The organism is Microbacterium sp. PRC9 (assembly GCF_031844125.1).
Taxonomy (GTDB): domain Bacteria; phylum Actinomycetota; class Actinomycetes; order Actinomycetales; family Microbacteriaceae; genus Microbacterium.
Genome location: NZ_JAUZUR010000004.1, coordinates 242974 through 266866 on the forward strand (window position 1 = coordinate 242974; position 23893 = coordinate 266866).

The 23893-nt window shown below is 70.3% G+C and carries 21 protein-coding genes; 7 read left to right on the forward strand and 14 right to left on the reverse strand.

Annotated elements, in window-relative coordinates; genetic code table 11:
* Positions 1-8 precede the first annotated feature (8 nt).
* The 8 genes from dprA to Q9R33_RS10480 form a co-directional block, all read right to left on the reverse strand.
* The gene (gene dprA, locus Q9R33_RS10445) at positions 9-1196 is read right to left on the reverse strand and encodes a DNA-processing protein DprA (protein WP_311293689.1); all 1188 of its coding nucleotides are present in this window, start codon (positions 1194-1196) and stop codon (positions 9-11) included.
* On the reverse strand, positions 1193-2716 hold the full coding sequence (locus tag Q9R33_RS10450) for a YifB family Mg chelatase-like AAA ATPase (RefSeq protein WP_311293690.1): 1524 nt from the start codon (positions 2714-2716) through the stop codon (positions 1193-1195). The genes dprA and Q9R33_RS10450 overlap by 4 nt, the downstream gene beginning before the upstream one ends.
* Complete coding sequence (locus tag Q9R33_RS10455; RefSeq protein WP_311293691.1) at positions 2713-3081, reverse strand: YraN family protein; 369 nt, start codon at positions 3079-3081, stop codon at positions 2713-2715. Before Q9R33_RS10455 ends, Q9R33_RS10450 begins: the two co-directional genes overlap by 4 nt.
* A gap of 112 nt (positions 3082-3193) precedes the next feature.
* A complete protein-coding gene (locus tag Q9R33_RS10460) occupies positions 3194-3517 on the reverse strand; it encodes a DUF2469 family protein (RefSeq protein ID WP_045297888.1) in 324 nt (107 codons plus the stop codon).
* A gap of 61 nt (positions 3518-3578) precedes the next feature.
* The gene (locus Q9R33_RS10465; RefSeq protein ID WP_056367530.1) at positions 3579-4238 is read right to left on the reverse strand and encodes a ribonuclease HII; all 660 of its coding nucleotides are present in this window, start codon (positions 4236-4238) and stop codon (positions 3579-3581) included.
* Positions 4235-4999 (reverse strand): signal peptidase I, encoded by a 765-nt coding sequence (lepB, locus tag Q9R33_RS10470; RefSeq protein ID WP_311293692.1) that lies wholly within the window; start codon positions 4997-4999, stop codon positions 4235-4237. Before lepB ends, Q9R33_RS10465 begins: the two co-directional genes overlap by 4 nt.
* Before the next feature lie 133 nt (positions 5000-5132).
* Positions 5133-5483, reverse strand: coding sequence for a 50S ribosomal protein L19 (rplS, locus tag Q9R33_RS10475; RefSeq protein ID WP_045297891.1), 351 nt, complete (start codon positions 5481-5483; stop codon positions 5133-5135).
* A 168-nt stretch (positions 5484-5651) separates the two neighbouring features.
* A complete protein-coding gene (locus Q9R33_RS10480; protein WP_310247008.1) occupies positions 5652-6146 on the reverse strand; it encodes an MFS transporter permease in 495 nt (164 codons plus the stop codon).
* Positions 6147-6265: 119 nt separating this feature from the next.
* On the opposite strand from Q9R33_RS10480, the gene map reads away from it, so the two are divergent.
* Complete coding sequence (gene map / locus Q9R33_RS10485; RefSeq protein ID WP_056367536.1) at positions 6266-7048, forward strand: type I methionyl aminopeptidase; 783 nt, start codon at positions 6266-6268, stop codon at positions 7046-7048.
* A 23-nt stretch (positions 7049-7071) separates the two neighbouring features.
* Here the strand turns inward: map and glgX are convergent, their stop codons facing one another.
* Positions 7072-9273 (reverse strand): glycogen debranching protein GlgX, encoded by a 2202-nt coding sequence (gene glgX, locus Q9R33_RS10490; protein WP_311293693.1) that lies wholly within the window; start codon positions 9271-9273, stop codon positions 7072-7074.
* Positions 9274-9571: 298 nt separating this feature from the next.
* Between glgX and nirB the strand changes: the two genes are divergently transcribed.
* Genes nirB through Q9R33_RS10510 form a run of 4 tightly spaced genes read left to right on the forward strand, consistent with a single transcriptional unit; the run spans position 9572 to position 14449 of the window.
* Entirely contained in the window at positions 9572-12151 is a 2580-nt protein-coding gene (gene nirB / locus Q9R33_RS10495) for a nitrite reductase large subunit NirB (RefSeq protein WP_200919448.1), read from the forward strand.
* On the forward strand, positions 12148-12546 hold the full coding sequence (nirD, locus tag Q9R33_RS10500; protein ID WP_310247013.1) for a nitrite reductase small subunit NirD: 399 nt from the start codon (positions 12148-12150) through the stop codon (positions 12544-12546). Before nirB ends, nirD begins: the two co-directional genes overlap by 4 nt.
* A complete protein-coding gene (gene cobA / locus Q9R33_RS10505) occupies positions 12543-13316 on the forward strand; it encodes a uroporphyrinogen-III C-methyltransferase (protein WP_056367544.1) in 774 nt (257 codons plus the stop codon). The genes nirD and cobA overlap by 4 nt, the downstream gene beginning before the upstream one ends.
* Positions 13313-14449 (forward strand): uroporphyrinogen-III synthase, encoded by a 1137-nt coding sequence (locus Q9R33_RS10510; protein ID WP_056367546.1) that lies wholly within the window; start codon positions 13313-13315, stop codon positions 14447-14449. Before cobA ends, Q9R33_RS10510 begins: the two co-directional genes overlap by 4 nt.
* Before the next feature lie 39 nt (positions 14450-14488).
* On the opposite strand, the gene trmD is transcribed toward Q9R33_RS10510, so the two are convergent.
* On the reverse strand, positions 14489-15184 hold the full coding sequence (gene trmD / locus Q9R33_RS10515) for a tRNA (guanosine(37)-N1)-methyltransferase TrmD (protein ID WP_056367547.1): 696 nt from the start codon (positions 15182-15184) through the stop codon (positions 14489-14491).
* 181 nt (positions 15185-15365) lie between these two features.
* Here trmD and Q9R33_RS10520 point away from each other — a divergent pair, with 181 nt between their 5' ends.
* A complete protein-coding gene (locus Q9R33_RS10520; protein ID WP_310247019.1) occupies positions 15366-16799 on the forward strand; it encodes an MFS transporter in 1434 nt (477 codons plus the stop codon).
* Between the two features lie 242 nt (positions 16800-17041).
* On the opposite strand, the gene Q9R33_RS10525 is transcribed toward Q9R33_RS10520, so the two are convergent.
* The 4 genes from Q9R33_RS10525 to rpsP all read right to left on the reverse strand — a co-directional run bounded on the left by Q9R33_RS10525 (position 17042) and on the right by rpsP (position 22517).
* Positions 17042-21094 carry a bifunctional nitrate reductase/sulfite reductase flavoprotein subunit alpha gene (locus tag Q9R33_RS10525; protein WP_311293694.1) on the reverse strand — a complete coding sequence of 1351 codons (4053 nt, stop codon included), beginning with the start codon at positions 21092-21094 and terminating at the stop codon, positions 17042-17044.
* A 101-nt stretch (positions 21095-21195) separates the two neighbouring features.
* Positions 21196-21798, reverse strand: a complete 603-nt coding sequence (gene rimM, locus Q9R33_RS10530; protein ID WP_310247023.1) for a ribosome maturation factor RimM — start codon at positions 21796-21798, stop codon at positions 21196-21198.
* 49 nt (positions 21799-21847) lie between these two features.
* Positions 21848-22078, reverse strand: coding sequence for an RNA-binding protein (locus tag Q9R33_RS10535; RefSeq protein WP_045276246.1), 231 nt, complete (start codon positions 22076-22078; stop codon positions 21848-21850).
* 4 nt (positions 22079-22082) lie between these two features.
* Positions 22083-22517 carry a 30S ribosomal protein S16 gene (gene rpsP / locus Q9R33_RS10540; RefSeq protein ID WP_056367551.1) on the reverse strand — a complete coding sequence of 145 codons (435 nt, stop codon included), beginning with the start codon at positions 22515-22517 and terminating at the stop codon, positions 22083-22085.
* A 195-nt stretch (positions 22518-22712) separates the two neighbouring features.
* On the opposite strand from rpsP, the gene Q9R33_RS10545 reads away from it, so the two are divergent.
* A complete protein-coding gene (locus Q9R33_RS10545; RefSeq protein WP_311293695.1) occupies positions 22713-23876 on the forward strand; it encodes a glutamate--cysteine ligase in 1164 nt (387 codons plus the stop codon).
* Positions 23877-23893 lie beyond the last annotated feature (17 nt).

Here is a 23893-nt window from a genome sequence, read left to right on the forward strand (position 1 = left end):
TCCGTCGATCATGCTCCGACCCGTGGCAGCCGCCACCCCTCGATCCCCGACTCGACCGCTCCATCGAGCGCCAGCAGCCCGAGGATCCCCTCCACGACGTCGGCCGCCATCCCCGCGCGTTGCGCGATCGCTCGGGGGTCGCGCCACACGCGTGTGCTCATGGCATCCTTCACGCGGGTCGCGTCCCCGGTGTACGTCCCGCCGACGGCAGGGGCGGCATCCATCGCCCCTCCCATCCCCAGCAGCTCGCGCACGTCATCTGCACTCGTGATGCACTGGGCGCCGTACTCCCGGATGAGCCGGTGCGTGCCTGCCGACGTCGCGGATGTGATCTGGCCCGGGACGGCGCCCAGCGGGCGCGACAGCGTCGCCGCATGACCCGCGGTGTTGAGCGAGCCGCTGCGCCATCCGGCTTCCACGACCACCGTGGCGGCCGAGAGCGCGGCGATCAGGCGGTTCCGCTGCAGGAAGCGCCACTTCGTCGGCGCCGAGCCGCATGCGACCTCGCTCACCACGACACCTCGTCGGGCGATGTCGTCGATCAGCTGCGTGTGGCCCGCAGGATACGCGCGGTCGGCACCGCCCGCCAGCAGAGCGACGGTGAGTCCGCCGGCGAGAAGGGCGGCCCGGTGCGCTGCGCCGTCGATGCCGTACGCGCCGCCCGACACCACGGCGATGCCGCTGCCCGCCAGGTCGGCGGCGAGCTCCCTCGCCACGTGGTCGCCGTAGTGGGAGGCGGCCCTGGCGCCGACGATGGCGACGGATGCCTCGAGCCGGCGCAGTGCCGAGGCATCACCACGCAGCCACAGGCACAGTGGCGCATGCGCGCCGAGGTCGTCGAGCTGGGTCGGCCAGTCCGGATCGCCGCGCGTGAGCAGCGTCACGCCCCGTGCCGCCGCCGTGGCCAGGGACTCGGCCACCGCGCCCGCCGACAGTCGCGGAAGCCAGCGCCCCCGCCCTTCGGCGAGCTCCTTCGGCGTGAGTTCGGAGAGCTCCGCGCCCGCCAGCACGGCTTCCAGCGCCGCGACGGGGCCGCGCGCGCCGATGATGCGGCCGGCGACGGAATCGCCCGGCTCGATGAGCAGGCACCAGACAGCCGTCGCATACCGTGCCCGGGCCTCATCCGCGTCGTACTCGATGCCCGCGGGCGACAGAGCCCGCCGGGCGGAGTCGGCGCTCAGGTCGAATGCGATCACAGTGCGATCCCCTTCTTCAGGTACAGAGCGCGCCCGACATGCTCCGCCCCGAGCTGGGCGCGGCCCTCGATATCGGCCAAGGACCAGGCGACGCGCAAGACCCGGTCGTACGCCCGCAGGGTGAGCGCTCCGCGGTGGAGTGCGGCGTCGAGCGGGCGGCGGACGACCGGGGACGGCGCGGCCGGTCCCTCGCGCAGCCACGTTCCCGGCACGTCGGCGTTCACCTTCCACGGCGTCTCGGCCAGGCGGTGGCTCGCTCGTGCCCGCGCATCGGCGACCTGAGCTCGCGCGCTCTCGGTCGAGACCGTCGGCCCGGCGCCGCGCTGCGCCACGGCGACGCGCGTCAGCGTCAGCTCGATGTCCATGCGGTCCAGGAGCGGTCCGGACAGCCGGCCGAGATAGCGGCGGATCGCCGCCGGTGGACACGTGCACGTGCCCCCGCGGATGCCGTAGTCGCCGCAGGGGCACGGGTTCGTGGCGAGCACGAGCTGGAACCGCGCCGGATACTCGGCGTGCGCGCCCGCGCGGTCGATCGTGATGGCGCCGGACTCGAGGGGCTGCCGCAGGGCGTCCAGCGCACTGGCTGCGAACTCGCCGGCCTCGTCGAGGAACAGCACACCCTCGCTCGCGCGCGCGATCGCCCCGGGCCGCACCACACGGGAGCCGCCGCCGACCAGGGCGGCGACGCTCGCGCTGTGGTGCGGGGCGACGAACGGCGGGGTGCGAGAGAGCTCGACCACCCGGGAGCCGGCGAGACTCCGGATGGAGGCCGCAGCCAGCGCCGCGCGGTCGTCGAGTTCGGGGAGTATGCCGGGCAGCCTCCGTGCGAGCATCGTCTTGCCCGCGCCCGGCGGTCCGCACATCAGCAGATGATGACCGCCTGCCGCTGCGACCACGAGCGCCTCGACGGCGTCGTGCTGGCCGATCACCTCCGCGAGATCCAGCGAGGGCTCGGGCGCCTCCTCGTCGTCCGGGAGAGCGACCGGTTCGTCGTCGGTGACTTCGACGTCACCGCCGTGCCAGGCGATCACCTGCGCGAGGTTGACGGCGGCGAGGACCTCGACGCCGTCCACCAACGAAGCCTCGGGGCCGTTGGCGTGCGGAACCACGACTCGTCGATGCCCCGCTCGCCGAGCGGCGACAACGGCCGGAAGCACACCCGGCACCGGCCGGAGGCGCCCGTCGAGCCCGAGCTCACCGATGTGGACCGCCGACGCGACAGAGGCCGCATCCATGGAGGTCTCGGTGGCGAGAGACGCGACGGCGATGGCGACGTCGAATCCGGAACCCTGCTTGGGCAGACTCGCGGGCGACAGGTTGACCGTGAGGCGCCGTCGCGTGAGCGGCGTACCGGTGTTCGCGCAGGCGTTGTGCACGCGCTGGACCGACTCGCCCAGAGCCTTGTCGGGAAGCCCGATGATGCGGAAGTCCGGCTGCTGATTCGAGAGGTCCGCCTCGACTTCGACGCATTCGCCCTCGGCACCCACGAGGGCGACGGCCCATGTGCGTGCGACCTTCACGGCACCTCCACGTCGACGAGGTGTTCCAAGCGCGCCGTGCGAGGATCGGCGCCGATGAGGCCGACGGCGTCGATGCGGAGCCGTCGTCCCTGCACGAGCTCGCGGTGTGCACTCGCCCACGCGATCGAAAGGCGCCAGAGCCTTCCGCGTTTGCGGGCGTCGATCGCCTCGAACGGGTGCCCGAATCCCTCATCACGCCGCGTCTTGACCTCGACGATGACCACCGCCGAGCGATCGGCGACCACGAGGTCGATCTCGCCGTCGCGACATCGCCAGTTGCGCGCCAGGACGGTGAATCCCTGCGCCTCGAAGTACCGGGCCGCGCGGTCCTCGCCCGCTCGCCCGAGAACGTCTTTATGTGCCATTCCGGCATCGTCGCGCGCGAGTGCCGGCGCGCGGACGCGAGGCCGCGGCATCCGTTCAGAACTCGCGGTGAGTCCCGGAATCGTCGGACTGGGGAGGAGGCGTCAGGCCCGCTCAGGTGTCGAGCGAGAGCTCCTCGGGGAGATGGAAATCACGGCGCGAGAGCTCCTCGACGTTGACGTCCTTGAAGGTCAGCACGCGCACCGCCTTCACGAAGCGGTCAGCGCGGTAGATGTCCCAGACCCAGACGTCGGACATCGAGATCTCGAAGTAGAAATCGTGCTCGGTGTCGCGGCGTACGACGTTGACCTCGTTCGCGAGGTAGAAGCGCCGCTCCGTCTCGATCACGTACTGGAACTGCGAGACGACATCGCGGTACTCGCGGTACAGAGCGAGTTCGAGCTCGCGGTCGTAGTCTTCGAAGACCTCGTCATCCATGGTGAATCCATCCTATGGGCGCGAACGGGTGCGGCGCCCCGCGTGTGAGTGTGGCGAACGCTCAGAAGAGCGTCGGCGCCTCGGCGATCGACCACGAGGCCCTGTGGTGCCGGCTGATGCCGTGCGTGCGGATGGCTTCACGATGGTCGGGGCTCGCGTAGCCCTTGTTGCGCGCCCAGTTGTACGCGGGAAGCTCGTCGTGCAGCTCGGTCATGAGGCGGTCGCGCGCGACCTTGGCGATGACGGATGCCGCGGCCGCCGAGGCGCAGTCGCGGTCGGCTTTGATCACCGGGCGCACGGTGAGCCCCCACTCGCCCGCTGGACGGATGTAGTCGTAGTTGCCGTCGAGGATGACGATGGCGTCCTCCGGCACGACGCCGTGCGCGCGGAGATCCGCGATGGCGCGGATCGAGGCGAGCCCGAGGGCGCGCATGATGCCGATCTCGTCGATCTCCTCGGAGCTCGCCCACCCGACGGCGCTTGCGGCGACCCACGAGGCCGCGCGTGCCGCGACGTCGGCGCGCTTCGGTTCGGGAACGAGCTTCGAGTCGCGAAGCCCCTGCGGGATGCGTTTGCGCGATCGCGGGGCGTCCACGACCGCCGCGCCGACCGCGACCGGACCCGCCAGCGCCCCTCGCCCCACCTCGTCGCACGCGATGACGAGCGTGTGCTCGCGCAGGAGCCGGCGCTCCAGCGTGAGGCGGGGCTCGGCGACGGTCACTTCCCGCCGCCCTCCGGCTCCGCGTCGGGGACCCCGGCGAACACGTCGTGGTGGAAGTCCAGCAGGCCGAACCGGTCGAACGGCCACGTCACGAGGAACGCGCGCCCGACGAGGTTGTCGATGGGCACGAAGCCCTTGCCCGGCTGATCGGTGTTGTATCGCGAGTCCTTCGAGCGGTAGCGGTTGTCGCCGAGCACCCAGAGGCTGCCCGCCGGAACCGTGACGTCGAACGGATCGCCCGAAGCGGCGGTCTCGCCCGCCGGCAGCTTGACGTACGCGCTCTCGTCGATCGGGACATCGTTGACGGTGATCTGCCCGATGGCGTTGCAGCACACCACGTGGTCGCCGGGAACCCCGATGATGCGCTTCACGAGATGGTCGTCGCTGTCGGGCGCCGCGAGGCCGACGAGCGACAGGACCCATTCGACACCCTCGACGATCGGAGGACGCGCGGGCGCGGTGCTGGGCGGCAGCCATCCGCCCGGGTCCTGGAACACGACGATGTCGCCGCGCTCGTAACCGCCGAAGCGCGGCGTGATCTCGTCCACGAGGATGCGGTCCTTGACGTGGAGGGTGTCCTCCATCGACCCCGAGGGAATGTAGAACGACCGCACGAGGAACGTCTTCACCACGAGCGAGACGAGGACGGCGATCAGGATGATCACGACGACATCGCGCAGGAACACCAGCCAGCCCCGACGACGCGGCTGAATGGTCGCAGCGGGCGCCGGCTCGGCCGGAGCCGACTTCTCGGTCGTCATGAGTTCCTTCGCGGGTGCCGGCGGTCGCGGCGGCCCGCCTTCAAGGGTCGCACATTCCGGCCCTTCCGGCGTACGGACGAAGCCCCGGACCTGGTCGGTCCGGGGCTTCGTGACAGCGCTTGCGGGGAGAGCGTCAGTTGCTCTCGCGCTTCTCCTTGATCTTGGCCTTCTTGCCACGGAGGTTGCGCAGGTAGTAGAGCTTCGCGCGACGCACGTCACCACGGGTCACGACCTCGATGTGGTCGATGACCGGGGAGTGCACCGGGAAGGTGCGCTCGACGCCGACCTGGAAGCTGATCTTGCGGACCGTGAAGGTCTCGCGAACGCCGTCGCCGGAGCGGCCGATGACGACGCCCTGGAAGACCTGGATGCGCGAGCGGTTGCCCTCGGTGATGTTGACGTGCACCTTCACGGTGTCGCCGGCGTTGAAGGCGGGGATGTCGGAGCGGAGTGAAGCCGCGTCGACGGCGTCGAGGATCTGCATGATCGTCTCTCTCTGCGGCCGCCACAGGTCGACCGCGGGAAGGATGGTAAAGGACTGAGTGTGCCGCAGGCCTTCGGCGTGACGCCGTCCAGCTGGTTCCCCTGAGGCAGAACCGGTCAGGGCACAAACAGCCATTCTGCCATGGATGCCGCACCCGGCCAAACCGCGTCAGTTCGCGGGTGGCGTCTGCTTCTCCGAGATGACGATGACTTCGCGCGGAGCAGCCTCCGGCCCGTCGGTCTCCGCGGGGATGTACGCGACCCCTTCGGAGGTGTGCAGGACGAATCGCGAGGGCCGCGCCTCGCTCCACAGCTGCCACAGCTCGAGCCAGAAGAGGCCGACGCCCGCGAGGATGGCCACCACCATGACGGGCGCCCACCACGCCTCGGCGAAGAAGCCGAGCGAGATCACGAGCAGGTGCCACACGGTGAACCCGAGCACGTCCCACCAGGAGACGGCGCGATGAGCCCGCACCGTTCCGCGCGCCCGCACCAGGACGGTGAGGAGCAGCTGCCACAGGAAGACGCCCGGAATGGCGAGGAACAGCACCCAGAGGAACGCCCAGCCGCCCGTGCTGAACACGGCCCATCCGACCAGGAGCCACAGCGGCAGCAGGAAGGCGGACGGGATCAGCCAGCCGAAGAATGCGCGACGCAGCCACATGTCACTGATGCTACGCCCGCACACGACCCCCGTGGTCCGCTTCCGCGCGCCGCGGAGCATCCTCCCAGCCCCGTGCCGACGGGTCAGACAGAATGGAGGGGAACGAGAGGATCCCCCACATGATCGAGTTGCGCACGCCTGCCGAGATCGAGGCGATGAAGCCCGCAGGGCGATTCGTCGCCGAGACGCTCGCGACGCTGCGCGATGAGACCAAGGTGGGCACGAACCTCCTCGCTATCGACCGTCGCGCGCACGACCTCATCCGCCGCGCGGGCGCCGAGTCGTGCTACATCGACTACCACCCGTCGTTCGGCGCCCGTCCCTTCGGGAAGGTCATCTGCACCTCTGTGAACGACGCCGTCCTGCACGGACTCCCCTTCGACTACGCACTGCGCGACGGCGACCTCGTGTCGCTCGACTTCGCGGTCTCAGTGGACGGGTGGGTGGCTGACTCCGCGGTCTCGTTCGTCGTGGGATCCCCGCGCGACGAGGACCTCGCGCTCATCGACACGACCGAGCGTGCACTGGCCGCCGCCATCGGCGCGGCGACGGTGGGCAACCGCATCGGCGACATCTCGGCATCGATCGCCGCGGTCGCGCACGCCGACGGCTACGCCATCAACACCGACTTCGGCGGCCACGGCGTCGGCAGGATCATGCACGGCGACCCGCACGTGCCCAACGACGGCAAGGCCGGCCGTGGCTACCCGCTCCGTGCCGGCCTCGTCGTCGCGCTCGAGCCGTGGTTCCTGCAGACCACGGACGAGCTCGTGACCGACCCCGACGGCTGGACGCTGCGCTCGGTCGACGGCTCCCGCGGGGCCCATGCCGAGCACACCGTCGCGATCACCGAGGACGGCCCCATCGTCCTCACCGACCGGTCCTGGCTCGGCGTCGCCTGACCGCGTGCACCTGACCGGTCCGGTCAGGTGCGCAGTTCCGCGCGGGGGGCGTGCGCGGGCGTCCCCGCGCCGGCGAGTGCGGCGAGCGATGCGGCCACCGAGTGATCGACCTCACGCTCGACCCGCGGGTGCTCGCTCAGCACGATGAGCGACTTCGCCGCGAGGCGCAGGGTGTCGCCCGGCTCGATGAGCGCCGAGTCCGCGCGCTCGCCCGCCGTGTCGATGACGACCTCCCAATCGGGGCTGAACTCGACCACCGGGATGCGGAAGTCGATGATGTCGTCGCCGGCGTTGAAGAGGACGATGAAGTGGCGGTCGCGGATCGGTTCGCCGCGCCGGTCCTTCTCGCGGATGCCCTGACCGTTGAGGAACACGCCGACCGCGCGCCCGAATCCGGACTCCCAGTCTTCCGGCTGCATGAGCGTCCCATCGGGACGCAGCCACGCGATGTCCTGGATCGGAACACCCGCGTCGCGCCGCACCGGACGGCCCTCGAAGAACCGGCGCCGGCGGAAGGTGGGGTGGTCGCGCCGCAGCCGGCTCATCGCCGCGGTGAATTCGAGCAGCGGGCGGTCCGCAGCATCCCAATCGATCCACGTGGTCTCGTTGTCCTGCGCATAGCCGTTGTTGTTGCCCTGCTGCGTGCGGCCGAGCTCGTCGCCGTGCAGCAGCATGGGCACGCCCTGGCTGAGCATGAGCGTCGCGATGAAGTTGCGCTGCTGACGGGCGCGCATGGTCAGCACCGCGGGGTCGTCGGTGGGGCCCTCGACGCCGAAGTTGTCGGAGCGGTTGTCGTCGGCGCCGTCGCGGCCGTCCTCGCCGTTGGCCTCGTTGTGCTTCTCGTTGTACGACACGAGATCGCGCAGAGTGAACCCGTCGTGGGCCGTGACGAAGTTGACGGATGCCACGGGCCGGCGCCCGGAGTGCTCGTAGAGGTCGCTCGACCCGGTGAGGCGGGAGGCGAACTCGCCGAGTGCCTGCGGCTCACCGCGCCAGAAGTCGCGGACGGTGTCGCGGTACTTGCCGTTCCACTCGGTCCACTGGGGCGGGAAGTTGCCCACCTGGTAGCCGCCGGGACCGACGTCCCACGGCTCGGCGATGAGCTTCACCTGCGAGACCACCGGGTCCTGCTGGACCAGTTCGAAGAAGGTCGACAGGCGGTCGACATCGTAGAACTCGCGCGCGAGCGCGGAGGCGAGGTCGAAGCGGAACCCGTCGACGTGCATCTCGAGCACCCAGTACCGCAGCGAGTCCATGAGGAGCTGCAGTGAGTGAGGGTTGCGCACGTTGAGGCTGTTGCCGGTGCCCGTGTAGTCGGTGTAGAACCGCTTGTCGTCGTCGAGCTTGTAGTACGCGGCGTTGTCGATGCCCCGCATCGACAGGGTCGGCCCGAGGTGGTTGCCCTCGGCCGTGTGGTTGTACACGACGTCGAGGATGACCTCGATGCCCGCCGCGTGCAGCGCGCGCACCATCCCCTTGAACTCCTGCACCTGCTGACCGCGGTCGCCGGTCGCGGCGTAGCGGTTGTGCGGGGCGAAGTACGAGATCGAGTTGTAGCCCCAGTAGTTCGAGAGCCCCTTCTCCTGCAGCACGGCGTCGTCGACGAACTGGTGCACCGGCATGAGCTCTATCGCCGTCACCCCGAGCTTAGTGAGGTGCTCGATGATCGCCGGGTGCGCGACGGCGCTGTAGGTGCCGCGCATGTCCTCCGGGATCGCGGGGTGGCGCTCAGTGAGTCCGCGGACGTGCGCCTCGTAGATGAGCGTCTCGGAGTAGGGAGTGCCGGGCCGGCGGTCGCCCGCCCAGTCGAAGAAGGGATTGACGACGACGCCCTTGATCATGTCGCCGGCGGAGTCGTCGTCGTTGCGCGAGTCGGGATCCCCGAACGTGTAGCCGTAGACCGATTGTCCCCACGTGACCGCGCCCTCGACCGCCTTCGCGTAGGGGTCGAGGAGCAGCTTGGCGGGGTTGAAGCGCAGGCCGTTCGCGGGATCGTACGGGCCGTGGACGCGATAGCCGTAGCGCTGGCCGGGCTGGATGTTCGGCACATACGTGTGCCACACGAACGCGTCGACCTCGACGAGATCGAGGCGCGTCTCGGCGCCGCGTTCCCCGAACAGGCAGAGCTCGACACGCTCGGCGCCCTCGCTGAACAGTGCGAAGTTCGTGCCGCTGCCGTCGAACGTCGCTCCGAGCGGATATGCCGATCCCGGCCAAGTGTGCACGAATCTTCTCCTCGAATCGGGTCGCTACACCCTATCCGAGCAGGGTCGACGAACCGCGGGCGGCTCTTCGGGTCGCGGCATCCATTCCGCTCATCTCACTTCTGCGTGCCGGCCGGTGTGATCGAAACGTTCGCTCGGGGTAACCGCCCGTGGTCGGGCGGTGAAACACCGCGCTCGTAGCGTCAGCGTCACCGAGACGTCTGCCCCCCGAGGAGGAGCCATGGCCCACCGCGACCGTGTCAACAGCCGGAAACATGACGCTGACGCTGCTGCAACATCACCGGCGTACGGTGACGACATGAGCGAGACCCCTGCCCTCGGCACCCACGTGGTGATCGTCGGCGCGGGCATGGTCGCGCACCGCTTCGTCGAGAGCCTGCTCAGCCGGGCCGGCGAGGAGTGGCGGATCACGCTCATCGGCGAAGAGGAGCGTCACCCCTACGACCGGGTCGGCCTCACCGGTTTCTTCGCCGGTGCCTCGGCCGAAGACCTCGAGCTCGAGCGCGCGGTGCTCGACGACGAGCGCGTGCGGTTCCTCCGCGGCGAGGCCGTCACCCGCATCGACCGCGCTGCGCGCCGTGTGACGACCCGCAGCGGCACGAGCCTCGCCTACGACCGGCTGATCCTCGCGACAGGGTCGTACGCCGCGCGCCTCGCGGTCGACGGCTTCGGTCTCGAAGGCTGCTTCGTCTACCGCACGCTCGACGACGTCGAGAAGCTCGAGGAGTTCGTCCAGCGCCGCTCGGCGGAGCTCGGAAGGCCCCTGGTCGGCACGGTGATCGGCGGCGGACTCCTCGGCCTGGAGGCCGCAGGCGCCCTGCAGGGACTCGACGTGGCCTGCACGGTGGTCCAGTCCTCCGACCGGCTCATGTCGGCGCAGCTCGACCTTCCCGCGGGCAACGCCCTGCGGCGCCTCATCGAGTCGCGCGGGATCGCCGTGAAGACCGAAGCCGTCACCACCCGTCTCGACCCTGATCGATCGGGGCAGGTGACGGGCCTCGAGTTCCGCGACGGCACGTACGCGCGCACCGACGTCGTGGTCTTCACCGTCGGCGTGCGCCCGCGCGACGAGCTGGCGCGGGGCGCCGGCCTCGACGTGCACCCCCGCGGCGGCGTGCTGATCGACGCCGGCTGCCAGACCTCCGACCCCCGCGTGCTGGCGATCGGCGAGGTCGCCAACTACGACGGCATGTGCGTGGGGCTGGTCGCACCCGGGTATGCGATGGCAGAGGTCGCCGCCACCCGACTGCTCGGGGGCGAGGCATCGTTCCCCGGGTACGACCTGTCGACCAAGCTCAAGCTGTCGGGCGTCGACGTCGCCAGCTTCGGCGACGCCTTCGCCGAGACGCCCGGCGCACTCGACGTCACGTACGCCGACCCGGTGGCCGGCGTCTACAAGAAGCTCGTCCTGTCGGACGACGCGAAGACGCTGCTCGGCGGCATCCTCGTCGGCGATGCGTCGGCGTACGGCTCGCTGCGTCCGCTCGTCGGCGGCGCGCTCGGCGGCGACCCCGCCGCCTACCTCATGCCCGAGGGCGGCGTCGCCGCGCCGACCGGCGACCTCCCCGACGAGGCGCTCGTCTGCTCGTGCAACAGCGTCACGGCGGGCGCGATCCGTCACGCGGTGCACGAGGAAGGCTGCACGGATGTCGCGGCGATCAAGTCCTGCACCAAGGCCGGGGCGGCATGCGGCTCGTGCGTGATGATGGTCAAGAAGATCGTCGGCACCGAGCTCGCCAAGTCCGGCGCTGCGCTCAGCAACGCGATCTGCGAGCACTTCGACATGTCGCGTCGGCAGCTCTTCGACGCGGTGCGCGTGTCAGGGCTCACGACCTTCAGCGCCGTCATCGAGCGCTTCGGATCCGGCCGCGGCTGCGACATCTGCAAGCCCGCTCTCGCCAGCATCCTGTCGACGCTCGTTCGCGGGCACGTGCTGGAGGGCGAGAACGCCACCCTGCAGGACACCAACGACCACGTCATGGCGAACCTGCAGAAGGACGGCAGCTACTCGGTGGTCCCCCGCATCCCCGGTGGCGAGATCACCCCGGAGGGACTCCTGGTCATCGGCCAGGTCGCGAAGGACTTCGGCCTCTACACGAAGATCACGGGCGGACAGCGGATCGACATGTTCGGCGCCCGCCTCGAGCAGCTCCCCGAGATCTGGAAGCAGCTGGTGGACGCCGGCTTCGAATCCGGCCACGCGTACGGCAAGTCGCTGCGCACCGTGAAGTCGTGCGTCGGCTCGACGTGGTGCCGGTACGGCGTCCAGGACTCGGTCGGCATGGCGGTGCAGCTCGAGCTGCGCTACCGCGGTCTGCGCTCCCCGCACAAGATCAAGCTCGGCGTCTCCGGCTGCGCGCGCGAGTGCGCGGAGGCGCGCGGCAAGGACGTCGGCGTGATCGCCACCGAAGCGGGCTGGAACATGTACGTCGGCGGCAACGGCGGCTTCACGCCGCGCCACGCCGTGCTGCTCGCGGAGGGGCTCAACGACGACGAGCTCCTCACGGCGATCGACCGGTTCCTGATGTACTACATCTTCACCGCCGACCGCCTGCAGCGGACCGCACCGTGGTTCGAGGACCTGGACGGCGGGATCGAGGGCCTCCGCGAGGTCATCTTCGACGACAGCCTCGGCATCTGCGCCGACCTCGACGCCGCGATGGCGGCCCACCTCGACTCGTACGAGGACGAGTGGAAGGCGACCCTCGAGGACCCCGAGAAGCTCCGCCGGTTCGCGTCGTTCGTCAACGCCCCGACGACGCCAGACCCCTCGCTGGCCTACACCGCCGAGCGTGGACAGCCCCGACCCGCCACCGAGGAGGAGCGCGCCGACTCGCGCGTGCTCATCGCCGGAACGACCCTGGAGGTGCGCCGATGACCCTCGTCGACCCGCAGACGGCCGAGTACACCGCTCCCGACGGCTGGGTGCGCGTATGCGCACTCGCCGACCTCGAGATCGAGCGTGGCCGCGCCGCCCTGCTCGGAGGAACGCAGATCGCGCTGTTCCTGCTGCACGGGCCCGACGGCTCGACGGGCCGCGTCCACGCCGTCTCGAACCTCGACCCCTACAGCCACGCGCATGTCATCTCGCGCGGCATCGTCGGCACCCGGCAGGACGTCCCCACGGTCGCCTCGCCGATGTACAAGCAGGTCTTCGATCTGCGCACCGGCGTCTGCCTCGACACGCAGGGCAAGGAGCCCAAGAACCTGCATGTCTGGCCCGTGACCATAGACGACGGGCATGTCCTGGTCCGCTGGGAGGGCGAGCGATGACCGGGCGCGCCAAGACCGACGTCGGGCGCGTCGACCTCATCGGCGGCGGCCCCGGGCCGATCGATCTGCTCACCCTGCGCGCGTGGCGCCTGCTGACGCGCGCGGAGGTCGTGGTGATGGACCGGCTCGGTCCGACCGACATCCGCGACCACGTCGGCCCCGACGTGGAGATCATCGACGTGGGCAAGCTCCCCGGCCACCACCCGGTGCCGCAGGACGAGATCAACGAGATCCTCGTCGACCGCGCCCGTGCCGGCAAGCGCGTCGTACGGCTCAAGGGCGGCGACCCCTTCGTCTTCGGCCGCGGCGGCGAGGAGGTGGCGGCCTGCCTCGCGGCCGGTATCCCCGTCGATGTCGTGCCCGGAATCTCGAGCGCCGTCGCGGTGCCTCAGGCAGCCGGCATCCCGATCACCCATCGCGGTGTCGCGGGAGCGGTGCACATCATGAACGGACCGTCCGAGGTGACCGAGGCCACGCTCGCGGCCCTCCGCGACGACAGCGTCACGACGGTCATCCTGATGGGCGTCGGCGCACTGCCCCGCATCGTCTCGGACGCCCTCCACGCCGGTGTCCCCGCGGATCGCCCCGTCGCCATCGTAGAGCGCGGTCACCACCGTGACCAGCGCACGACGCGCAGTACCCTGGGGTCGGTCGTCGTCGATGCCGGCCTCGCCGGCGTGCGCAACCCCGCCGTCATCGTGGTCGGCGAGGTGGCCCGCGCCGGGCTGCTGCTTCCCGACCCCCAACTGGCAGGTGACATCGTCCTTTGAGCTCCACCCCACGCCCCACCCTCTCGGCCGCACTCGACGGCTGCACGATCGTCATCGCCGTCGACCGTCGCTCCTCCGAGTTGGCCGCTGCGCTCGAGCGCCATGGCGCTCACGTGCGCCACGCGCCCGCGCTGACGATCGTCCCCCACATCGATGACGACGCCCTCATCGCCGCGACGCGCGAGCTGATCGCGCAGCAGCCCGACGTGGTCGTCGCGACGACCGGCGTGGGCTTCCGGGGCTGGATGGAGGCCGCCGACGAAGCCGGACTGCTCGACGACCTCCACGCCGCGCTGTCCCGCGCCCAGATCGTCGCACGCGGCCCGAAAGCGCGCGGCGCGATCCAGCAGGCGGGGCTCACCGCAGACTGGGTGGCGGAGTCCGAGACCTCTGCCGAGCTGGGCGAATACCTCCTCGCCGAGGGCGTCGCCGACCGGCGCGTGGCGGTGCAGCACCACGGCTCGGGCGCCGACGGCCTCGACGAGCTGTTCGAGGGCGCAGGCGCCGACGTGGTGAGCCTCACCGTGTATCGCTGGGGTCCTCCCCCGGACCCCGCCGCGGTCTCGCGCTCCGTCATCGCCGCCGCACAGGGCGAAGTCGACGCGGTGCTGTTCACGTCCGCCCCCGGCGCCGCCGAGTGGATCACCGCGGCGCGGAACGAAGGCGTGCTCGACGAGATCGTCGACCGTGAGGCGGAAGGACGCCTGCTCATGGCCGCCGTCGGCCCCATCACCGCAGGCCCGCTCCAGGACGCGGGCCTGCAGCCGCTGATCGCCGAGCGAGGTCGCCTCGGCTCACTGGTGCGGGCCGTCGTCACCCACTTCGGCGGGGGCGGCGCAGCGTCGCTGCCGACCTCTGCGGGGCGGCTCGAACTGCGCAGCACGGGCATCGTGCTGGACGGCCGGCACATCCCGCTGTCGCGCAGCGCCACCGATATCGTCGCTGCGCTGTTCGATGCCCAGGGCGGTGTCGTGTCGCGGCCTCGGCTGCAGGCGGCGCTGCCGCGGTCCGGCGAGAACACGCACGCCGTCGAGATGGCCGTCGCGCGACTGCGCGAGTCGCTGGGCGTCCCCGACCTGGTGAAGACCGTGGTGAAGCGCGGCTACCGGCTCAACGTCATCGAACCCGCCTGACGCCTCCCCGGCGATTTCGCCGGGGCCGCGGCATCCGCCTCAGGCCGCAGGATCGGGCTCGCTCAGCAGGTCCGGACGATGCACCCGCGTGCGTTCGAGACTCTGATCGTGCCGCCACGCGGCGATCGCGCCGTGGTTGCCGCTGAGCAGGACCGGCGGCACCTCGAGCCCACGCCATTCGGCGGGCTTCGTGTAGCTCGGGTACTCGAGCAGACCGAGCTCATGCGACTCCTCGACGAGGCTCTCGGGGTTGCCCACGACGCCCGGGATCAGCCGGGACACCGCCTCGATCACGGCCATCGCGGCGACCTCTCCCCCGTTGAGCACGTAGTCGCCGAGGCTCACCAGCCTCACCCGCCCGCGCGCCGAGTAATGGTCGACGACGCGCTGGTCGATCCCCTCATACCGTCCGCAGGCGAACACGAGGTGCTTCTCGTCGGCGAGCTCCCGGGCCAGCGGCTGCGAGAAGAGCTCGCCGGCAGGCGACGGCACCAGCAGCACCGCATCGTCGCTCAGCACCTCGTCGAGCGCCTCGCCCCATGGCTCCGGCTTCATCACCATTCCGGCGCCCCCGCCATAGGGGGTGTCGTCGACGGTGCGATGGCGATCGTGGGTCCAGTCCCGCAGATCGTGGACGTGCATGTCGAGGATGCCGCGGTCACGCGCCTTCCCGATGAGCGAGACGCCGAGCACGTCGAAGAACGTCGGGAAGATCGTGACGATGTCGACGCGCATGCCTTCGAGTCTAGAAGCCCCGCGTGTTTCCGACGTGTGACGGGGTGCCCACCTCGGGCGGCGGCATCCGTGATCGAGAAGTGACGGAGAGGTAACCGCGCGAGCAGTCGGGCGGAAACACCGCCTTCCTAGCGTGGAGACACACTCACCCCCAGTGTGTGCTCACCTTCAGGGAGGCGCCATGACCACGACCGACACCCCGTCGATGACGGATACCGCTGCTCCATCCCGCACCATCGCACCGGCCGACGCGCCGGTCACCCTCACGCATCGCCCCGGCCGCTGGATCGACGGCTGGAACGCCGAGAACCCGGCGTTCTGGGCGGAGTCCGGCCGCGCCATCGCCAGACGCAACCTCGGCTGGTCGATCTTCGCCGAGTTCCTCGGGTTCATCATCTGGCAGCTGTGGAGCATCGTCGTCGTGATGCTGCCCGCCGCCGGCTTCCAGCTCACCAGCTCCGAGTCGTTCTGGCTCATTTCGCTGCCCAGCCTCGTCGGCGCGACCCTGCGCTTCCCGTACACGTTCATGGTCGCGATCTTCGGTGGCCGCAACTGGACGATCGTGTCGGCGGCGCTGCTGCTGATCCCCGCGACACTGCTCGGCATCGTCGTGTCGAACCCCGAGACCCCATTCGGCGTGCTGCTGCTCGTCGCGGCGCTCGGCGGCGTCGGCGGCGGCAACTTCGCGAGCTCGATGGCGAACATCACCTACTTCTTCCCGCAGAAGGAGAAGGGCTGGGCCCTCGGTCTGAACGCCGCCGGCGGCAACCTCGGCACCTCGGTCGCCCAGTTCGCCGTGCCGATCGCGGTGACCATCGGCGCCGGCGCGACCCTCAACATCTCGCTCGCCGGCTGGATGTGGATCCCGCTCATCCTGCTCGCGATCTTCGGCGCCTGGCGCTACATGGACAACCTGTCGTCGGCGAAGGCGGACTTCGGCAGCTCCGCCGCGGCACTGCGCGAACCGCACCTGTGGGTCATGGCGCTGCTCTACATCGGCACCTTCGGCTCGTTCATCGGGTTCGCGAGCGTCTTCCCGAAGCTCATCGCCGACCAGTTCCCCGAGTTCTCCACGCTCCAGGTCGGCCAGGCGGCGGTCTCGCTCGCGTTCCTCGGCGCGCTCGTCGGCTCGCTCGCGCGCCCCTACGGCGGCCGTCTCGCCGACCGCTTCGGCGGCGCACGCGTGACGGTGTGCGCCTTCTCGGTGATGGCGCTCGGCGCGCTCGCTCTGGTCTGGACGCTGCCGATGCACAACTTCGTCGTCTTCCTCGCGTGCTTCCTCGTGCTGTTCGCGGCCACCGGCATGGGCAACGGGTCCACCTACCGCATGATCCCGAGCATCTTCGCCGCGCGCTCGCAGGCGCGGGGCTACGAGCCCGGCACGCCGGAGGCCACGAAGATGATCCGCAAGGCGGCTGCGGCGCTCGGCCTCATCTCGGCGATCGGCGCGTACGGCGGGTTCCTCGTGCCCCAGGTGCTCAACGCCTCCCAGCTCGCCACCGGCGGCTACCAGGCCGCGTTCTACGGCTTCGTCGCCGCGTACGTGGGGCTCCTGCTGCTCACGGTGTTCGTGTACGTGATCCCCCGGGCGTCGCTGGCGAAGCAGCGCATCTGACCGCACCTGCTCTGACGGAGAGCGGATGCCTCGACCCGAGGCATCCGCTCTTCTGCGTGTCCGTCCGCATCGCCGTCGACGGAGTTCGTTCGCCACCTGTGCACGCGAAACGCGCCGATTCGCGTGCACAGGCGACGAACGAACACAGCGGAGGCGACCGCGTCGGTGTGGCGACGACGCGCAGGGGGCGCGGCGGGGCGACCCCGCGACCCGAGATGCCGCGACGGCGCGACGGCGCGACGTCAGTAGACGTCGCGGACGTAGCGCTCATCGGCGGCGAGGCCGCGGACGTACTCGGCGGCGGCCTCCTCCGAGAGCTTGCCGTGCTGCTGGGCGATGGCGACCAGCGTGGCGTCGACGTCCTTGGCCATGCGCATCGCGTCACCGCACACGTACACGTGTGCGCCGTCGTCCTGGAGCCAGCGCCACAGGTGGGCGCCGTGCTCGATCATGCGGTCCTGCACGTAGATCTTCTGCCGCTGGTCGCGCGAGAAGGCGACGTCGAGGCGCGTGAGGAATCCGTCCTCGCGCATCTCATCGAGCTCGTCGCGGTAGTAGAAGTCGCTGGCGGCGTGCTGCTCGCCGAAGAACAGCCAGTTGCGGCCGGTGTGCCCGTCGGCGCGGCGGTCGTGGAGGAACGCGCGGAACGGCGCGATCCCGGTGCCTGGGCCGATCATGATCATCGGGGTGTCACCGGCCGCCGGCGGGCGGAAGGCGGGCGAGCGCTGAAGATACACGGGCGCGGCGAGGGCGTCGCCGTCCGCGAGGAACGTCGAGCATACGCCGCCGCGGGCGCGTCCGGAGTCGGTCTCGAAGCGGACCACCGAGACGGTCAGCTCCACGGTGTCAGGGTCGGCCTTGGGGCTCGACGAGATGGAGTACTGGCGGGGCTGCAGTCGCTTGAGCACGCCGGCCCAGTCGGCGGCGGTGGCCTGCACCGGGAAGTCGCGCACGAGGTCGACCGCCTGCTGGCTCCACAGGAACTGCTCGAGGCGCCCCTTGTTCTCACGCCGCAGCAGACCGGCGAGCATGCTGTCGCCGCTGCGCTCCGCGATGAAGCGCACCAGGTCGACGGGCGTCTTCGTGATGTCGAGCCGCGTGCGCAGGGCGTCGGCGAAGGTGCGCTCCTCGCCGTCGATCTCCACGATCTCGAGCGGCGCGATGCCGGTCGCGTCGAGCCACTCTGCGACGACCGCCGGGGCGTTCGCGCACACGACGCCGAGTGAGTCACCGGCCTCGTAGGTCGCGCCCGAGTCCGAGAGGTCGAACGCGATGCGCCGCACCTCCTTCTGCGAACCCGGCCCGCTCAGCAGGTCGTTGCGCACGAGCGGTGCCTGCACCGGGTTGGACCGGCTGAACAGGCGCTTCGCCGGCGGAGCCTGGAGGGCGACGGATGCTGCACCCGTCGTCCCTTCCGCTGCCAGGGTGTCGAGGATCTGGGCCAGCCACGCCTCGCGCGGTTCGTCGGCGTCGGGCTCGAGATCGACCCGCTCCAGGAGCGCGGTCGCGCCGAGCTCGCCCAGGCGGCTGTCGAGCCGCCGACCGTGGCCGCAGAAGTCGTCGTAGTTCGAGTCGCCGAGCGCGAGCACCGCGTAGCGGAGCCCCGACAGTTCGGGCGCGCCGTCGGCGTTGAGCTCGTGCCAGAGCGCGGCGGCGTTGTCGGGGGGACCGCCGTCGCCGAACGTGGAGGTGACCACGAGCAGACGCTTCACCGCGGTCAGGTCCGTCGCGCGCAGCTCCGCCATGCTCCGTGCACGCGCGGGGATGCCGCGCGCGCCGAGCGCAGCGGTCGCCGCCGTCGCGAACTCCTCGGCGTTCCCCGTCTGCGAGCCCCAGAGCACCACGACCTCGTCCATGCCCTCGGCCCCCGGCATCCCCGTGCCGACCGACGTGCGGGAGAACGCCCCCGCGAGCACGCCGTCGAACCAGGCCCGCACGAGCGCACCGAGCGGGGCTTCGACGGGCAGCACCGGCACCTCGCCCGGAGCGAGCACCACCGACCGCACTGTGGAGAGGAAGCCTGCGAGGTACGCGCCCTCCAGATCGCTCAGCTGCGGCGGGGCCAGCGCCACGCCGGCGCTCGCGAGCGCCTCGTCGGCGGACGCGGTCGACGATCCTGCTCCCCCGACCGCCGGGCCGACCCGGCGAAGGGTCACAGCGGCGAACTTGAACTCCGGCTGCGCCGACAGCGGGTCCACCGCGTCGCTCGTCACGGCGTTGACGGTGACGTACTCTCCGTGCTCGTCGTTCCAGTGGAACGGCGCGAACAGTCCGCCCGGCTGGACACGATCGGTGAGCACCGCGGGCACGACGAAGCGGCCGCGGCGCGAGGCGACCTCGACCTGATCGCCCTCGGCGATTCCGAGCCGTTCTGCGTCGACCGGGTGCACCTCGACGAAGGGCCCGGGGTGCAGCTTCGCGAGCTTGGCGACCCGGCCGGTCTTCGTGAGCGTGTGCCAGTGGTGCGGGAGACGCCCGGTGTTGAGCACCCAGGGGTAGTCGTCGTCGGGAAGCTCCGCCGGTGCCAGATGGGGCCGCGCGAGGAAGTGCGCGCGCCGCGACGGCGTCGCGAACGCGAGGCGCGGCACCGTGCCGTCGTCTTCGACGTGCAGCGACTGGCTCACCCCGTCGTTCAGGTACCGGATCGGATGCCGCGTCGCGCTGTCGTCCGGCGGTGCGGGCCATTGCACCGGGGTCTCGCGCAGGCGCTCGTAGGTCACGCCGCGCAGATCCCACCCGGTCTGGGGGTTCCAGAATCGTCGGATCTCGTCGAACACCTCAGCGCTCGAGGTGAAGTCGAATCCCTCGAAGCCCATCGCACGGGCGATCTGGCAGATCGTGAGCCAGTCCGGCTGCGCCTCGCCCGGCGCGGCGATCACGTCGCGCACGAGCGTCAGGGTCCGGTCGCTGTTCACCGTCACGCCATCGGCTTCGACCCACAGCGTGGCCGGCAGCAGGATGTCGGCGTAGGCGGTGGTCGCCGTCTCGGTGTAGACGTCCTGCGCGATGACGAGCTCCGCGGTCTCCAGCGCCTCGATCACGGTCTTGCGATTCGCCACCGACGCGACGGGGTTGCTGCAGATGATCCAGACAGCCTTGATCTCGCCGTCGGCCGCGCGCCGGAACATGTCGATCGTTCCCGAGCCCGACTCCGCGCGGATCGCGCCCGGCTCCAGTCCCCAGACGTCCTCGACGAACGCGCGGTCGGGCGCGCTGAACACGGCGCGCTGGCCGGGCAGCCCGGGCCCCATGTACCCCATCTCGCGCCCGCCCATCGCGTTGGGCTGGCCGGTCAGCGAGAACGGGCCGCTTCCGGGGCGGCAGATCGCGCCGGTCGCCAGATGGAGGTTGCAGATGGCGTTCGTCGACCAGGTGCCGTGGGTGGACTGATTGAGTCCCATCGTCCACAGCGTCATCCATTCGCCGGCCTCGCCGATCCAGCGGGCGGCGGTGCGGATGTCGTCTTCGGCCAGACCGGTCAGCTCCGCGACCCGAGCGGGCGGGTACTCGGCGAGGAGCTCGTCCATGTGCTCCCAGCCCTCGGTGTGGGCGGCGATGAACTCCTCATCGATGTCGCCCGCGGTCACCAGGAGGTGCAGCAGTCCGTTCAGCAGCGCGAGGTCCGTGCCGGGCCGGATCTGCAGGAACAGGTCGGCGCGGTCAGCGGTGGTGGTGCGACGCGGGTCGACCACGATCAGCTTCGCACCCTGCTTCAGCCGGTCAGCCATTCGCAGGAACAGGATGGGGTGGCAGTCGGCCGTGTTCGAGCCGATCACGAAGAAGAGGTCGGCGCGGTCGAAGTCCTCGTACGATCCGGGCGGCCCGTCGGCGCCCAGCGACTGCTTGTAGCCGGTGCCGGCCGACGCCATGCACAGCCGCGAGTTCGACTCGATGTGGATGCCGCGCAGGTACCCCTTGACCAGCTTGTTCGAGAGGTACTGCGCCTCCATGCTCATCTGCCCCGAGACGTACAGAGCGATCGCATCGGGACCGTGCTCATCGAGGATCGCGCGAAGGCGGGCCGCAGCATCCGTCACCGCATCGGAGACCGGGACGGGCGCCGCGGGCTCACCGCGGGACGGCCGCACGTGCGCCGTGGTCATGCGACCCGGCGCCTGCATGAGCTCGGCGTGGGTCGCGCCCTTCGTGCACAGCCGTCCGGCGTTCGTGGGGTGCGCGCGGTCGCCCGCGACCTTCGCGATGGCGAGCGGATGCCCCGCCCCGGCGTCCGAGGTCGTCACCGAGATACCGCAGCCGACGCCGCAGTAGGAGCACACGGTGCGCACTTCGACCATGTCTTCGATGGTCCCGGATGGACATTCCGGGGCGTTTCCCGCCGTGTTTCCCGCAGATCACATCTGCCGCACGCCGAGCGGCCGTGCGCAGTGAAGAGGAGTCAGTCGGTGGAGTCGTCGGTGTCAGGCTCGGAAGGAGCCTCGGCGGCGTCGTCCGGGATCTCTTCGAAGAGTCCTGCGGGCGGCGTCACGATGACGCGACCACCCGCGATGTCGACCTCGGGCACGATCGCCTTGACGAACGGCACCAGAACCTCGTCGTCGCGGACCTTCACGATGAGCAGGTCCTGCGAGGGGAAGTGGTCCACGCGTGCGACCCTGCCGACGGTCTCACCGTCACGCACGACGTCGAGGCCGACGAGCTGGTGGTCGAACCAGGCGTCCTCCTCGGCGGGCGAGGCCTGCATGTCTTCGTCGACCCAGAGGATCGCGCGAAGGAGCCCTTCGGCCGCGTCGCGGTCGTCGACGCCCTCGAAGAAGGCGACCGGGTGGCTGTTCATCCACTTGAACTCGCGCACCGTGAGCGGCTTGCCGTGCCACGGCGACGACTCGGGCACCTGGAGAGTGAACGTCGCGCCGGGGACGAAGCGCCCCTCGGGGTCGTCGGTGTACAGCTCGAGCTTGATCGCGCCTTTCAGGCCGTGCGCCTTCACGAGGCGGCCGACCCGGAGCTGCGTCTTGCCCGCGGGGGGAACTGCGTTCACGGGCTTGCGGGCGTCAGCGCCCGATCCCGTGGTGTCGCCGGCGGACACCTCAGTCGTCCGCGACGTCGACGCGCACGCGGCGGCCGTCGGCGAGAGCAGAGATGAGGGTGCGCAGGGCTTTGGCCGTGCGGCCGCCGCGCCCGATCACGCGACCCCGGTCATCGGGGTGGACGTGCACCTCGAGCACGTCGCCTCGCGGCGACGTGGACGAGTCGATGCGGACGTCGTCCGGGTGATCGACGATCCCCTTGACGACGTGTTCGAGCGCGGCGGCGAGCAACGGATTACTCGGCGGACTCGGCGGCGGCCTCATCGGCCGCGTCGGTCGCCTCGTCGGCGGGAGCCTCGGTGGGCTCCTCAGCCTTCTTCTCCGCCTTCGGCTTCACGACCGACTTCTTCGAGGCGTCGACCTCGAAAGCGGCCTTGTCCTCGCGGGTCTTCACGGTCGAGACCGCGTTCTTGTCGCCCTTGAACTGACCCCAGTCGCCGGTCAGCTTGAGGATGGCGAGCACCTGCTCGGTCGGCTGGGCGCCGACGGACAGCCAGTACTGCGCGCGCTCCGAGTCGACCTCGATGAACGAGGGCTCCTCGGTGGGGTGGTACTTGCCGATCTCCTCGATGACGCGACCGTCGCGCTTGGTGCGCGAGTCGGCCACCACGATGCGGTAGTAGGGCGCACGGATCTTGCCGAGGCGCTTGAGACGAATCTTGACAGCCACGATTCTCCTGAATGTGTGGAAAGTGATTGAACCGGTCGCCTGGAGCGTGGGGTGCACACCCGGCGGAAGCTCTGAAGGGAGGATCTCCGCGCTGGATAGAGGGTCGAGCGGGTGATCCAGCCCTCTATTCTGCCAGATGTCTTCCTGTGCCGTGAACCAAACGGTTCCGGCGAGTCCTCATGTCAGACTGTGCCCATGACGGTGCCCTTCGCGACATCCGCCCGATCGTCCGTCGGTCTCGAGTGGGAACTGATGCTCGCCGATGCCGCCACCGGAGACCTCATCCCCGGCGCGCCCGGGCTGCTCGCCGCCCTCGAGGAGCGCTCGACACTCGAGCGCTACACGGTCACCGGGGAACTGCTGACCAACACCGTCGAGCTGACCAGCGGGATCGGCGACACGGTCGCCGCCGCCGTCGACGACATCGCCGACGCGATCGCCGAGGTGCGTACCTACACCGACCCCCACGGCATCGATCTGCTGTGCGCCGGCAGCCACCCGTTCGCGCAGTGGTACGACCAGAGCGTCACCGACAAGACCAGGTACCACAAGCTCATCGAGCGCACCCAGTGGTGGGGTCGCAACATGATGATCTGGGGCATCCACGTGCACGTCGGCGTCGACGACGTCCACAAGGTGTTCCCGATCATCAACGCCCTCGCCGTCTATCTCCCCCACCTCCAGGCGCTGTCGGCGTCGAGCCCGTTCTGGGCGGGCGACCGCACCGGCTACGCGTCCAACCGCGCCCTCGTCTTCCAGCAGCTGCCGACCGCGGGACTCCCCTGGCCGCTGCACGACTGGAACGAGTTCGAGGGCTACCTCGACGACATGGTGAGGACGGGCGTGATGGAGGACGCCTCGGAGGTGCGGTGGGACATCCGCCCCGCGCCTCGCTGGGGCACGATCGAAGTCCGTGCGTGCGACGGGATGTCGACGCTGCCGGAGCTCGCCGCGATCGCCGCGCTCGTCCAGGTGCTGGTCGAGCTGTTCTCGCGCCGACTCGACGAAGGTCTGCCACTCGAGACGATCCAGCCCTGGTTCATCCGCGAGAACAAGTGGCGTGCCGCCCGCTACGGCCTCGATGCCCGCGTGATCGTGGACCACCTGGGCACGCAACGCCCGGTCGTGGACCACCTCCGCGAGACCCTGGAGGAGGTGGGCGACATCGCCGTCGAGCTCAAGTGCGCGCGTGAGCTCGAAGGGATCCGGACGATCCTCAGTGACGGCGCGAGCTACTCGCGTCAGCTCGCGATCGCCGACGCTGCGGACGGCGACCTCCGTGAGGTCGTCCGTCACCTCGTGGGCGAGTTCCGCTCAGGCCCCACCCTGCGCGAGCATCTCGCCGCGCTCGGTCACTGATCCTGCGCGGTCGTGTG